This window comes from Algoriphagus boritolerans DSM 17298 = JCM 18970, from assembly GCF_900108085.1.
GTDB lineage: Bacteria > Bacteroidota > Bacteroidia > Cytophagales > Cyclobacteriaceae > Algoriphagus > Algoriphagus boritolerans.
The window spans coordinates 1-13,754 of sequence record NZ_FNVR01000050.1 but is presented as its reverse complement, the minus strand read 5'-3'; the positions used below and the strand labels follow the sequence as shown (position 1 = coordinate 13,754).

Sequence of the window (13,754 nt, the reverse complement as noted above, 5' to 3'; positions counted from 1 at the left end):
GGTATCCCTGCTCTGGAGCTGCCGCTGGATTTTCATGGTACTGCCATCCCCGACCATCACGGAGCAGCCCTTTCGTTCAAACTCGAAGGTGAACTTTTCCAGGAAATCAAAAAGCAGTGCAAGGAATCGGGAACCACTCCTTTCATTTTCCTCTATGCGGCATTCTCCCTACTCATCAGCAAATACGCCCAGACCAAGGAGGTGGTCATCGCCACTACCTCATCGGGCAGAAACCTCCCCGAGACAGAGAGCATGGTCGGCATGTTTGTCAATACCCTGCCGGTCAAAAATCAGGTAGACGGCTCTCTGTCCTTCACCACATTTTTGGATCGCTCCAAACAGCTTCTGCTTTCGGCCTTTGAAAATGACACCTATCCCTATGAGGAACTCGTGGCCGAACTCCGATCAAAGGGACAGACCGATCAGGCGGTGCGGGTCATGTTCACCATGCTCAAGGAAAGTGAGGACACCCTTCATCTGGGAAACAGCAGTCTCGTGTTGAAAGAAACTGAGTCAGCCTCCGATGCCAAGTTTGATCTGAGTCTGAGTGGGTTTGAACGGGAAGAGGAGATCAACTTCGATCTGGTCTATGCCGCGGCCCTGTTTAGCGGGGAAAGCATGACACTCCTCGCAGAGCGATTTTTGAACCTAATCGCTCAGGCGGTGCAGGCTCCAGAAAACCCGGTAGAAAACCTCTCAATCGTCCTGGATCAGGAATCCGAGCAGATCAGAAAATGGAACAGCACGGTTGTTCCTGTACCGCAAACCGCCTTGGTTCACCAGCTTTTTGAGCAAAAAGTGCTGGAATATCCGGACAATACCGCCCTGGTGTTTGAGGAACAGGAGCTGAGTTATTCAGAGCTGAATCAAAAAGCCAACCGGCTCGCCCATTACCTCAGATCCTGCGGCATCGGTGCAGAGCGTAAAGTGGGTATCTGTCTGGACCGATCTCCCGAACTCATCATCTCCATACTCGCCGTTTGGAAGGCTGGAGGAGCCTATGTGCCTCTGGACCCGTCCTATCCGGCGGACAGGTTGGCTTATATGATCGGGGATTCCGGTCTGGAACTTATCCTAACCCAAAACTCCCTGCTTCCAATGTTGGAGGAGGTATGTATGGAACTGCCAGTTCAACCGGTCAGCAAAGAGGGACTGGAAGAGGTTTTAGCCGGATATCAAGAGACTAACCCTTCTGCACTGAGCAAAGCCGATGGCTTGGCATACATGATCTATACTTCGGGAACTACCGGTAAACCCAAAGGGGTGATGCTGGAGCACGGCAATGCAGTCAATCTCGCTCTTGCACAACAGCATTCTCTCGGGGTAATGCCTACCGACCGGGTCCTGCAGTTCGCTTCCTCCAGCTTTGACGCTTCTGTTTTTGAAATACTACTGGCTTTGGCCTCCGGGTCAGGGCTGGTGATCGCTTCCAAAGAAGATTTAATGCCAGGTCCTTCGATTATCCAAACCATGATTCAGCAGCGAGTTACGATGGCGGTTCTCACCCCAATTGTGCTGAATCACATGGATCCTCATCAGCTGCCTTTGCTTCACACGGTGCTCAGTGCAGGTGAATCTCTCCCGATCACCATTGCAGAAAAATGGGACGCAGCCAAAAATCTGATCAACGCTTACGGCCCGACAGAGATTACCGTCTGTGCGACAATGGGGAAAGTACAGAAAGGTTCTGACCGGGTCACCATCGGAAGACCGCTGCCCAACTACAAAACTTATATTTTGGATGCTCAGGGGAATCAGTTGCCAATAGGTATTCCCGGAGAGCTTTATATAGGCGGAGCAGGAGTGGCCCGTGGCTACCACAACCGGCCTGACCTGACGGCAGAAAAGTTCGTTGAAGATCCCTTCAATCCAGGAGCCCGAATGTACCGTTCTGGCGATTTGGCCAGATGGCTTCCCACAGGTGAGATCGAATACCTGGGCAGGATTGACCAACAGGTGAAGATCCGGGGATTCCGGATCGAGCTGGGAGAGATCGAAAGTGCGCTGTTTTCTGAGAGTGCTATCCCGGAGGCTGCCGTCACCGTCCGTCAGGATCACCAGGATGAAAAATACCTCTGTGCCTATTACGTCTCTGAAACAGAGAAGACCGTGGATGAACTCAGAAGATTCCTTGGCCAGACCCTGCCCGACTTTATGATCCCTGCCCGATATGTGGCTATGGAGAAACTTCCGTTGAGTCCTTCAGGCAAGATAGACCGAAATGAATTGCCTGAGCCCGAGATTGAGATCCGTTCAGGAAATAAAATCACACCACCTAGTACCAAACAAGAAAATGACATAGTTAAAATCTGGTCACGTGTTTTAGGTATAAATCCTGCCGGAATTGGAATTGAAGATGATTTCTTTACACTTGGTGGCAACTCATTAAAGGCCATTTCTCTAATCTCGGAGATTCAAAAGCATTTCAAAAAGAAATTACCGATTCAAGAAATCTTTCAACGAACCTCAGTCAGGTCGCAATCAGAGTTCCTAAATGAAATGAAAACAGATGGGAACCAAGCTGAATCATCTTTGATCCCACTACAACCCAAAGGGACAAAGACTCCATTGTTCATTGCTCCTGGGGTAGAAGGCAAATGCTATTATTTAATCGAATTGGCCAAAGCCTTGAGAGAGAATCAGCCTGTGTATGGCTTCCAAAGTGTAGGTTTATTTGACGGAGAGGAACCCTTAACGTCTATTGAAGCGATGGCTGAATTCAATATTCAGCTAATGAAAAAAATCCAGCCCACAGGCCCCTATCTTTTAGCTGGGCATTCCATGGGAGGCTGGGTCGTCGTAGAAATGGCCAATCAATTGAGGCAACAGGGTGAGAAGGTAGTATTCCTTGGATTATTTGATTCCTACTCTCCTACTATTCTTGAGCGAAGAGAAGGATTCTCTATTCATTCCGAAGACCTAGACCTTAACGACCTCCTACTACTTTTAGAAAGACTTATAGCTTACTATAACCCCGAATTAAATCTTTCAGAGATAAAAGAAAACCTTGCCTTTATAGATCGAACAGATCAATACGAAAAAGTTAACCAATGGGCGATTTCCAAAGGATTGGTACCTGCCAATTTTTCCCAAGAAGAAATCAAAAGGTGGGCAAAGGTCATCGGAATAAATAGCAGAATGAATTATAAGCCGACAAAGACTAAACAAAAAACCATTCTCTTTAAGGCGGAAGAAACAGAACCGGAAAATTCTGAGGTGCCAAGATGTCTCGGTTGGTCATCTGTGATGAATTCACCATTGCAAATCGAAGAGACGCCGGGAGACCATATCAGTATGATGATCGAGCCTAATGTTGCCTATTTGGCAAAAGCAATCAACGCAATTCTTGCAGGTGGGAATAGCAGAGACGAGTTTCTATTTGAAATGAACTCCAAGTCAAGTACCAAAAAAGAGCATTTAGAAATAAAGTAAATCTCACAAGAAAAATTTTTATCGGAATATATGACTCCACAGCCCATGAAAAAGTGCCTAATTATTTTAAACGTTTTCTTCCTGATCATATCGATCAACTCGGTTGAAGCGCAACAATCTTCTTCTACTATAACAGGAAGAGTGGTAGACAAGGAAACCCTTCCACTTCCATTTGCCAATGTTGCACTCTATGCGGCAAATGATTCAAGCTTGGTAAAAGTTGGGTTCACAGATGACCAGGGGAAGTTTATCCTGCCTGGACTAGAGTTAGGTAGTTATTGGATGAAAATCAGCTTCGTAGGGTTTCAATCCTATTTGAGCGATAAATTTGATTTGGCTCCAAATCAAGAATTGACTTGGAAGGAAGTAAGGCTGGAAAATGGAGGAGAAACACTCGATGAAGTAGTAGTCCAAGGAGATGTTCCCATTCTTGAGGTTAAACAAGGTCAGATCACATTTAACGTAGCTCAAAGCATCAATACAGTCGGGATAAGTACATTGGAAATACTAAGAAAAACACCAAATGTACTTATAGACAATGCTGGAAATATCAGATTGATGGGCAGAACCGGCGCTATAGTAGCTCTCAATGGAAAAATACTGCCCGTATCGGGTTCCGATCTTACTGCGTATTTGCAAACCATCCAAACCGATCAGATTGAATCCATCGAATTAATCACTGAGCCGGGGGCTCAATATGACGCAGTTGGCACTTCAGGGGTAATCAATATCGTATTAAAGAAAAACTCAGACCTGGGATCAAATGGCTCGTTTAGTTCAGGTTACTCCATTGGAAATAAGTCTCGATACAACACCTCACTTTCTGGTAACTACAGAAACAACTTACTAAACGTCTTTGGCTCGTATAGTTATAATAAATACCAAAATCCTTACGATGAGGACTTTTTAACCCAGCAAAGAGACCTAGTCATAGACTTGGTGGCTAAAGGTGACCTCGCCCTCAATCGGCATGCTTTCCAAACTGGAATAGATTTCAATATATCACCAAAAAGTGTAATTGGTTTTTTGGCCAATGGAAGTTTTCTTGATGGGTCCTTGGATATAGCTGACCGTGCGACCTTTGCCAGTTCGTCTGGTATAGATGGTTTGCTAATGGCAGAAAGCAATAATTTGGTCACTCGCACCGATCTGTCTTTTAATTTGAATTATCGCTTCCAAAATGAAAATGGTACATTTTTCAACGTCGATGCAGATTATGCCTATTTTGATAATAGCCTGAATAATCGCCAGCCTAACCAAATACTTGATCCTTCAGGGAGTACTATAATTACAGAAAACTTATATATCACCAATGCCCCTACCGTAATCGATATCAAATCGATAAAGGCGGACACAGAATTTGCGCTAGGTCAAGGTAATTTGAGTTTGGGAATGAAATTTACCGATATTCAATCTGACAATACGTTCGAGTTTTTCCGAGCTGAAGAAGATAATTTGATTCTAGACCCAGAGCGGTCCAATGATTTTTCTTATTCCGAAAATGTAACTGCAGCATATACCTCATACAAGATTAATTGGGGAGAAAAATATAAACTCGTTACCGGTTTGCGAGCAGAATACACCCAAACAAAAGGTAACCTACAAACTCAACAGTCGTTTGAAAGCGACTTGTTTGAGCGTAATTATTTGAACTTTTTCCCTAGTGTAAGTTTTAGCTACCTCCCTAATGAAAATCATGATTGGTCTTTTGGAGCCAACCGAAGAATTAACCGCCCTAATTATAAGAGTTTAAATCCTTTTCAATTTTTACTCAATGAGTTTTATTTAGAGCAGGGCAATCCTTTCTTACTCCCTGAGTACGCCACAAACATAACAATCGGGCATACCTACAAATCTACTGTGACTTCCTCTTTAACCTATAATCAGATTAAAAACCTATTTGGAGATCTGTATCTACCACTTGATGATAATAGAAGTTTAGGTACCTCTGTAAATCTGGATAAACAAGCTCAACTTACACTGAATATCAGTGCTCCACTCACTGTTTCAGAATGGTGGGAAGTCTATGGTACGGTAACAGGATTTTATGTGCAAAATAAATTTGACACCCTGAATACAAGTTTTGATGCAGAAACAACCTCTATGAGTCTATCACTACAAAACACCTTTTCACTTCCTAAATCATGGAACATAGAATTATCCGGATTTTATAATTCACCCACCTTGCTCGGAGTGTATAAGACCGGTACTATTTGGACAGTAGACATCGGGGCTCAAAAATCACTATGGAACGATAGAGGATCTTTTACCATAGGAGTATCAGATATTTTCAAAACAAACTATTTACCTCAATTAGTCAGCTCCTCATTAATCACTGTCGATCAACGCAGAATTGAAGATACACGCAGATTCTTGGTGTCTTTTAGCTATAAGTTTGGAAATATCAAGCTGAAGTCCTCAAGAGCTAGAGACACAGGTGTGGATGAGGAAAAATCTAGGACTAACTAATGGAACCATCCACAAGTATTGAGTTTTCAGCCCCGCCAAAATCCTTCAAGGAAGAGGTCCAATTAACCATGAACTTGGGTTGGCCGATTATTTTGAGCAACCTGACCCAAATCCTCCTGCCGATCATTGACGGGATTATGGTAGGCTCTATCCATAGCAATCAATTGGCTGCTGCATCCTTAGTCATCAATATTGCCACGATCCCCGTCATCCTATGTATGGCACTACCTATGGCACTTTCGCCACTTGTTTCTTCTGCACTAGGAAAATCAGACTTTCGATCACCACTTAAGCTACTGGTGAATGGAATGATTGTAGGAGGATTATTTGCCTTGGTCTTGGCTTTGCTCTTTTATTTTGGAAGTGAGGTTGTGTACCAACTTGGCCAAGACGAGGAGGTAGCACTCCTTGCGGAGGAATATTTGGTAATTATCGGATGGAGATTAATCCCTGTGGCTTTATTTGTGGCGCTCACTAATTTTTCTGAAGGGTTGGGAAAAACAAAAATGGTAATGATCATTAATCTGATCGCTCTACCGATCAATGTGTTTCTTAATTACCTGTTGATATTTGGAAACTGGGGTCTGCCTGCCCTAGGACTCAATGGTGCCGGATATGGAACCTTATTGACTCAGGTGATTATTTTGATTGCTTTTATTTATTATGTAGCTACCTCAAAAAGTTTTGCTGACCATAGACAAGAGCTACATAGTGCCTTTAAAGTGGACTATGCGATGGTAAAAGACATTTTTCGAATTGGGATTCCTTCTGGCATTCAATTCTCTTTAGAAAATGGGGCTTTTGCGTTTTCAGGTGTAATGGCAGGCTGGCTAGGGGCTCAACAGCAAGCAGCACACCAAATAGGACTTTATATTTCGTCCCTTACTTTTATGATTTCCATGGGAATATGTACAGCAGGTACTATCCGCGTTGCATTCTACTTCGGGAAAAATGATTGGACTTTAGTTAAATCTATTGGACGATCTACGCTGATTATTGCAGGGGTGATAGGAGCAGTATTTTCTCTCCTTTTACTGTTGGGATTCAACTATTTACCGTATTTGTTTGTCAGCGAATCGGCTGTAATTGAGTTTGCAAAAATGGTCCTTTTAATGGCTGCAATTTTTCAGCTTACCGATGCCCTTCAAGCAACCTCAGCAGGGATTTTGAGAGGAATTCAGGACGTCAAAGTTCCTGCTTACCTAGGCTTAGTAGCCTATTGGCTGATTGGAATTCCCTTTGGATATGTATTTGCCTTCCAAATGGACTGGGGAGTTTCAGGTTTATGGGCAGGGTTGATTGCGGGCTTATCGGCAAATGCCGTTCTTTTAACCAATCGATTTTTTAGACTTGTAAAATCTGAAAGTAAAAATGTGGTTGACACTTTTATTTGAGGATTTATGGTTTACATCAGCTTTGCTTTTTTGAAAGAACCGCTTGATAAAAAGGTCTTTGAGGGCTATTTGAATCAATTGCCACTCCAAATGCAAGAAAAAGTAACCCGATTCCGAAAGTGGGAAGACAAAACGAATTCTCTGTTGGGAAAGGTCATGTTGAATCAATGTGCCGCTAGCAATTTTGGTATTTCAGACATTCTTGATCAGATCGTTTACAACCCCCACCACCGACCTGAAGTAAATGAACCGCTTTCATTCAGTATTTCTCATTCGGGAAATATGGTTGTCTGTGCTATGAGTGAAACTTGTCAACTAGGAATTGATGTAGAACAACTTGTCGAATTCGATTTTGCTCCTTTTCAAGACTATATGTCAGAAAAAGAATGGGAGCAAATACACCTTGCCAAAGATCCCAACCGGGAATTTCTAAAATTTTGGACCCAAAATGAAGCCGTGATCAAAGCCGATGGTAGAGGATTGAGTATTCCTTTGAATCTATTAAAAGTTTGCAATTCGAAAGCAAAGATAGCAGGTACCGGCTGGCATTTACAGGAGATAAAACTTCATCCATGCTACATTTGCCACCTTGCCACTGACCAAAAACTCGATTCTCAGGAGGTAATTTGTCAAGACTTCTTCCTCTGATAAAACTAAGAATTTTATTCAAACTAAAAGGTTGAAAAAATCTGAGTAATCTATGATCCGAATCTCCAATGCCAATAGCTTTATAAGCATATTTAAAAAACTGTGATGTCCGATAACGGGTGACCGATGTCCGATGTAAAAAGCCGTCAGATTGATTTCTGGCGGCTTTTTTTCTCGCTTCTTGGCTTTTGCTTCTCAAATCTAAAACTCAATCTTCCCCTTTTCCTCCCCTTTTCCCAACAGCAAACTCCGGGGAGACTTGGACTGATGGTACACATGGACAATATTTTGCTGACCGTTGAAGTCATCGAGTAGAATCGTATTCTTCACCTCAACTGATTTTGGCACCTCTGTCGATGAGGATTCGAGGTAAAACCAAGCCGCATCTTCCTCTATTTCGTAGCCCAGGTAATTCAAGGTTAAGACTTTTCCATTTACTGTTACTTGGTTATGCTTCAGTAAGTAGTGCTTGAGTTGATCCTCCAGCTTTGCCTTGTCTTTGGGATTGAGAAAATCCACTTTTTCATCAAATTCATTACCCAAAGCAACTTCCAAATCATCCCAAAAAATCTTCTGCGCGATCTCCATTCGTTCGCTTTCCGGATTAAACCGCATTTCAGTCAGACTAATGAAAAATGGATGAAAAACTGACTTCCAAATAAATAAAATCGCGAAAATGTAAAGTTGTTGCATTTAGTCAGAGCTTTGCCCCTTTTGTGGGATTTTACCTGTATTTTCGTCGCAATTTAGTTCTTTAGCGGCATCCATCCCTACCTATGAGTTCATTTCAATTGTATTTCAAACTCGGATTACAGCACATACTGGATATTCAGGGCTTTGATCATATCCTTTTTGTTTTGGCACTTTGTGCGGTTTACGTGGCTAGAGATTGGAAGAAAATCCTAATCCTAGTCACCGCATTTACTATCGGACATTCCCTTACTTTGGCTTTAGCCACATTCAATGTCATTCAAATAAGAGCTGATGTAATTGAGTTTTTGATACCTGTGACGATTGCAATTACTGCACTACTCACGATTTTCAAACCAAAACCCAATAGTGGAAAAGGAATCCAAGCCAATTACCTCCTCGCCATCTTCTTCGGATTGATTCATGGCCTTGGTTTTTCCAATTACCTGAAAGAATTACTCGGCAAGGAAACCAGTATCTGGCAACCTCTTCTGGCATTCAACATCGGGCTGGAAGTAGGTCAGATTGTGATCGTCGCTTCCTTTTTGCTTTTGACTTCCTTAGTCAACCTAGCCGGGGTCAATCGAAAAGAATGGACGCTGATCGTGTCGGCTTTTGTCTTGGGTATTGCTTGTATGCTGATGCTGGAAACCAAATTTTGGTAAAAATTTACCACCAAAAACAGAATACTTTTCTGTTTGACTTTGAATTCGTTTATTAGAAATCAAATTAGGCTAAGAAGATTATGATAAAAAAATTACTCGCTATTACAGGTTTTGCCTTAGCTGGAGTTTCTCCTTTAGTGGCTCAGGAAGCTGAGCAAAATCACGCGGTACGGTTTGAGCAGCTGGGCACAATGCTCCGTACACCCAACGTCTATCGCACTGCCTCAGGTGCTCCCGGGCACATGTACTGGCAGCAGCAAGCCAACTATGTGATTGATGTGGAGCTCAATGATGACAATCAGTCCATCAAAGGCACCGAAACCGTCACCTACATCAACAATTCTCCCGATCAGTTGACTTACCTCTGGATCCAACTCGATCAGAATAACCGAAGCAAGGATTCTGACACGCCTAAAGTGACCGAATCCAGCATCAATTCTCAAATGAGCCTTCGTCAGCTGGAAGGAATCCTCTGGCATTCGGATGACTACGATCTGAAAATCGCATCCATCAAGGATGCTTCCGGCAATCCACTTAACGTGGCCATCAATAAAACCATGATGCGTGTCGATCTGCCTCAGCCCCTGAAAGCAGGTGAAAGTTTCAGCTTTTCCATCGACTGGAGCTTCAACATCCACGACCGGATGGGCTTTATCGGCGGACGACCGGGCTATGAGTTTTTTCCAAAAGACGGCAACTACCTTTATACCATGGCGGAGTGGTTCCCAAGAATGGCGGTTTATTCAGACTTTCAGGGCTGGCAAAACAAGCAATTCCTTGGTTCCGGAGAATTTGCCCTGACCTTTGGTGACTATGAAGTTCGAATTACTGTTCCAGCCGACCACATGGTGGGAGCTACCGGAGTACTTCAGAATCCTGAAGAAGTGCTTTCTGCAACAGAATTGGAAAGATGGAACAAAGCCAAGCAGACTTACGACGAGCCGGTAATCATCCGAACTCAGGCGGAAGCAGAAGCTTTGGAAAAGAAGAAAGCCTCCGGCAAAAAGACTTGGATCTACAAAGCTGAAAATGTCCGTGACTTTGCCTGGACTTCTTCCAGAAAATTCATCTGGGATGCTATGGCTGTGAAGCAAGGGGAAAAAGACGTCATGGCAATGTCCTATTACGGCAAGGAAGGCAATCCACTTTGGGAACAATATTCCACCAAAGTAGTCGCGCATACGATCAAATCTTACTCTTCCCATACTTTCGACTATCCATACCCAACAGCCATCTCCGTAGAAGCAAGCAACGGCATGGAGTATCCGATGATCTGCTTCAACTATGGTCGTCCGGATGCCGACGGTACCTATTCAGAGGCAGTGAAATACGGCATGATTGGCGTCATAATCCACGAAGTCGGTCACAACTTTTTCCCGATGATTGTCAACTCAGACGAGCGACAGTGGACTTGGATGGATGAGGGATTGAACACCTTTATGCAATTCATGGCTGAGCAGGAATGGGACAGAGATTACCCTTCCCGTCGGGGTCCAGCGCATAAGATTGTTCCTTACATGAGAAGTGAAAAGAACACACTTGAGCCGATCATGACCAATTCTGAAAACATCATTCAGTTTGGTCCAAATGCCTATGCAAAGCCGGCTACTGCCCTGAATATCCTGCGTGAAACGGTCATGGGACGCGAGCTTTTCGACTATGCCTTCAAGGAGTACGCAAGAAGATGGATGTTTAAGCATCCGACTCCTGATGATCTGTTCAGAACGATGGAAGACGCTTCTGCTGTTGACTTGGATTGGTTCTGGAGAGGTTGGTTCTACGGTACAGATCCGGTGGATATTTCGATCGAGAATGTCTCTTGGTATAAGCTGGACAACAGACCTCCCGCTGAGCGTGCTGCCGAAGCGCAAGCTGCTTACGACCGGGAAGAAGACTACATCACCCGTGAATTCAACAAAACGGATGTACCACAGACCGTTTTGGAAGCGGATCCAAAAACCCGCGACTTCTACAACAGCTACAATCGATTTGCAGTTACTCCAGAGGATGATGCCAAATACAAGACTTTCGTGGCAAGTCTGAGCGAGCGGGAAAAAGAAGTCTTCAACAGCAACATGAACTTCTATGAGATGACTTTCAGAAACGTGGGAGGATTGGTGATGCCATTGATCATCGAGTTCCACTATGCAGATGGCACTTCGGAGATCGAGCGAATTCCTGCTGAGATTTGGAGAAAAAATGAAACGCAGGTGACCAAAGTTTTTGCGAAGCAAAAGGAAGTGGTGCGCTTCGTGCTTGATCCCAAGCGTGAAACAGCCGATATCGACGAAAGCAGCAACTACTGGCCGAGACAATATCAGCCGACGCGATTTGAGATGTTCAAAAGCATAGGTGGTGCAAGAGGCGCTTCTACAGGAGATAATCCGATGAAAAGAGCTCAAAACAGAAAGTAATAATCATGCCCCGAGGGAAATTCCTTCGGGGCTTTTTTTGTGGTTCAGACCTGTCAGGTTTTTTAGAAATTCATTTAAAACCAACCCTAATCCACAGACGGAAAATAACTCGCACTTTTTTGGATTAAATTAGGATTTCCTAATAGCAATCAACCCTAAAAACCTATTGCCATGCAATCAAAAACCCTATCACAGATTCTCTTACTGCTCTTTTCTGCCATTCTGACGACTACATCTTTTGCTCAGGGAAAAAGAGATTTCTATGAACTTCGAACGTACCACATTGAAAATGCCAGCCAGGAAAGTCAATTGGACTCCTACCTTGAGAAAGCCCTCTTACCTGCACTTCACAGAAATGGCGTAGCCAAAGTCGGAGTTTTCAAACCCGTCTCCTCTCAGCCCGATGCGAGGAAAAAAGTATACCTATTCATCCCGTATTCTTCCATAAAAGCCTATTCCAAAATGGAAGGAAAGCTCGGCAAAGACCAAATTTATCAGACTGCTGGATCAGCTTACATCAATGCACCGCACGACAATCCCCCCTACAAGCGAATCGAAACTGTATTTATGCAAGCATTCACTGGACAACCTCGCTTTACCGAGTCAAAAGTGACAGGACCAAAGAAAGACAGAGTGTATGAATTGCGAAGCTATGAGAGCCAAACGGAGAAGCTTTACAAGCAAAAAGTCAAAATGTTCAACTCCGGTGAAATGGACATTTTCACCAAGTTGGATTTCAATCCGGTTTTTTATGGTGAAGTGATCGCTGGGGCAAATATGCCCAATCTGATGTACATGACCACGTTTACCAACATGGAATCACGGGATGCGCATTGGAAAGCATTTGGAACTGATCCAGACTGGGACAGAATGAAGGTGATGCCTGAATATCAGAATATCATGAACCGAAATGATCAGCGGCTTTTGTATCCCACTGATTATTCAGATTTCTAAATCAAAAAAGGCTGGCAATTGTCGGCCTTTTTTGATTCAAATTTCAATGTTCCTGGAAGGATTCTTTTTACGACTACATAGAAAGCATAATAAGTACTTTGAGAAAAAGAAAGCTATGTTTCCCTATGTTTCTATGTTGTTAAAAAAATCTCTTTTGCGTGTCTTTTGCGAGAAAATAGTCAATCCTCAACCCCATCCTATTCACAAAAAAAATCTCGCAAAGACGGAAAGACGCAAAGTCTTGGCGGCTTTAGCGGCTAAAAAATGACTCGGCTGATTTATGAACATTTTTCTAGATTCTTTACCAGTTCAACCCACTTCGGGGTTGTCGTCCCCGTTGTTAACTTCCTTTTCCCTAGGTATGGTTGGTTTCACTTCGCTAACCAACCACACCTAGGGCTATTCATGGTTCGACCACTCCGTGGTCATAATAGGGCGAAGCGAACTCTCTTCGACCTTGAAAAAAGCCACACGAGCCAGTAATCTTTGAAGTTCAGTTCAATTCCAAATCCCTGCACCTCTTCTTATCAGTGAACTTTGTGGTAAAAAATCCTTTGCGCTCCTTCGTGTCCTTTGCGGCTAAAAACCAAAAAGCTTTAGATTTTCTCAGTTCTTTCCTTTGTCGTGAAAGTCTTTGTCTTCTCAAATGAAATTTATCTTGTTGCGCTGGCATTTGCATTCCTGTTCTTAATAAAAATGGTGCGCCAGCGCAGGGATGAATGGAATTCTCCTATCCAGGGGTTAAAACCCCTGGCCTCAAGTTTGGCTAATTTCTGGCTTGAAACAATGCGGCTAGGATAGGATTATCTGATTTTTTGAGGGTTTGCAGTTTTTTTTGAATCTTGACGAAGTCGGAGAAATTGATTTTTGCGGTGTAGGACCAGTTTAATGCTCTGAATTGATTGAGGATGTCGCCAGTGGTAGTACGGACTGATTTTTCTGATTTATACCACTTTGGCCGGGGTAGGACTTGGTTTTTGGCAGTTGCTGCGGCCAGCAGAAGCATGGAATAAACGGCAGTGAGGAATGCGGGGACCTTTTCACAGGCTTGCTGGGTTCTGACCTGAGCTTCTCCGCATCCCAGAATA

General features: G+C 43.5%; 9 protein-coding genes. 7 read left to right on the top strand and 2 right to left on the bottom strand.

Annotated features, from left to right (window positions below):
- The 4 genes from C4S61_RS21050 to C4S61_RS21035 all read left to right on the top strand — a co-directional run.
- Positions 1-3,432 (top strand): non-ribosomal peptide synthetase (locus C4S61_RS21050; RefSeq protein WP_103926755.1); only part of this gene is annotated, 3,432 nt, incomplete at its 5' end.
- 45 nt (positions 3,433-3,477) lie between these two features.
- A complete protein-coding gene (locus tag C4S61_RS21045; protein WP_160111293.1) occupies positions 3,478-5,901 on the top strand; it encodes a TonB-dependent receptor domain-containing protein in 2,424 nt (807 codons plus the stop codon).
- Positions 5,901-7,295: an MATE family efflux transporter gene (locus C4S61_RS21040; protein WP_103926753.1), complete on the top strand. Its 1,395-nt coding sequence runs from the start codon at positions 5,901-5,903 to the stop codon at positions 7,293-7,295. The genes C4S61_RS21045 and C4S61_RS21040 overlap by 1 nt, the downstream gene beginning before the upstream one ends.
- 6 nt (positions 7,296-7,301) lie before the next feature.
- Positions 7,302-7,943, top strand: a complete 642-nt coding sequence (locus tag C4S61_RS21035; RefSeq protein ID WP_103926752.1) for a 4'-phosphopantetheinyl transferase family protein — start codon at positions 7,302-7,304, stop codon at positions 7,941-7,943.
- A gap of 201 nt (positions 7,944-8,144) precedes the next feature.
- Here the strand turns inward: C4S61_RS21035 and C4S61_RS21030 are convergent, their stop codons facing one another.
- Positions 8,145-8,636 carry a DUF6702 family protein gene (locus C4S61_RS21030; RefSeq protein ID WP_103926751.1) on the bottom strand — a complete coding sequence of 164 codons (492 nt, stop codon included), beginning with the start codon at positions 8,634-8,636 and terminating at the stop codon, positions 8,145-8,147.
- 83 nt (positions 8,637-8,719) lie between these two features.
- On the opposite strand from C4S61_RS21030, the gene C4S61_RS21025 reads away from it, so the two are divergent.
- The 3 genes from C4S61_RS21025 to C4S61_RS21015 all read left to right on the top strand — a co-directional run bounded on the left by C4S61_RS21025 (position 8,720) and on the right by C4S61_RS21015 (position 12,666).
- A complete protein-coding gene (locus C4S61_RS21025) occupies positions 8,720-9,298 on the top strand; it encodes a HupE/UreJ family protein (protein WP_103926750.1) in 579 nt (192 codons plus the stop codon).
- A gap of 80 nt (positions 9,299-9,378) precedes the next feature.
- The gene (locus C4S61_RS21020; protein WP_103926749.1) at positions 9,379-11,712 is read left to right on the top strand and encodes a M1 family metallopeptidase; all 2,334 of its coding nucleotides are present in this window, start codon (positions 9,379-9,381) and stop codon (positions 11,710-11,712) included.
- A gap of 171 nt (positions 11,713-11,883) precedes the next feature.
- A complete protein-coding gene (locus C4S61_RS21015) occupies positions 11,884-12,666 on the top strand; it encodes an NIPSNAP family protein (protein ID WP_103926748.1) in 783 nt (260 codons plus the stop codon).
- Positions 12,667-13,432: 766 nt separating this feature from the next.
- Here the strand turns inward: C4S61_RS21015 and C4S61_RS21000 are convergent.
- The coding region (locus C4S61_RS21000) for a hypothetical protein (RefSeq protein WP_456151144.1) at positions 13,433-13,754 on the bottom strand (322 nt) is incomplete at its 5' end.

Excerpts from the sequence above, each read along its gene's own strand:
- C4S61_RS21020 (WP_103926749.1), top strand. The coding sequence starts at position 9,379 with ATGATAAAAAAATTACTCGCTATTACAGGTTTTGCCTTAGCTGGAGTT.
- C4S61_RS21040 (WP_103926753.1), top strand. The coding sequence starts at position 5,901 with ATGGAACCATCCACAAGTATTGAGTTTTCAGCCCCGCCAAAATCCTTC.
- C4S61_RS21015 (WP_103926748.1), top strand. The coding sequence starts at position 11,884 with ATGCAATCAAAAACCCTATCACAGATTCTCTTACTGCTCTTTTCTGCC.
- C4S61_RS21025 (WP_103926750.1), top strand. The coding sequence starts at position 8,720 with ATGAGTTCATTTCAATTGTATTTCAAACTCGGATTACAGCACATACTG.
- C4S61_RS21030 (WP_103926751.1), bottom strand. The coding sequence starts at position 8,636 with ATGCAACAACTTTACATTTTCGCGATTTTATTTATTTGGAAGTCAGTT.
- C4S61_RS21035 (WP_103926752.1), top strand. The coding sequence starts at position 7,302 with ATGGTTTACATCAGCTTTGCTTTTTTGAAAGAACCGCTTGATAAAAAG.
- C4S61_RS21045 (WP_160111293.1), top strand. The coding sequence starts at position 3,478 with ATGAAAAAGTGCCTAATTATTTTAAACGTTTTCTTCCTGATCATATCG.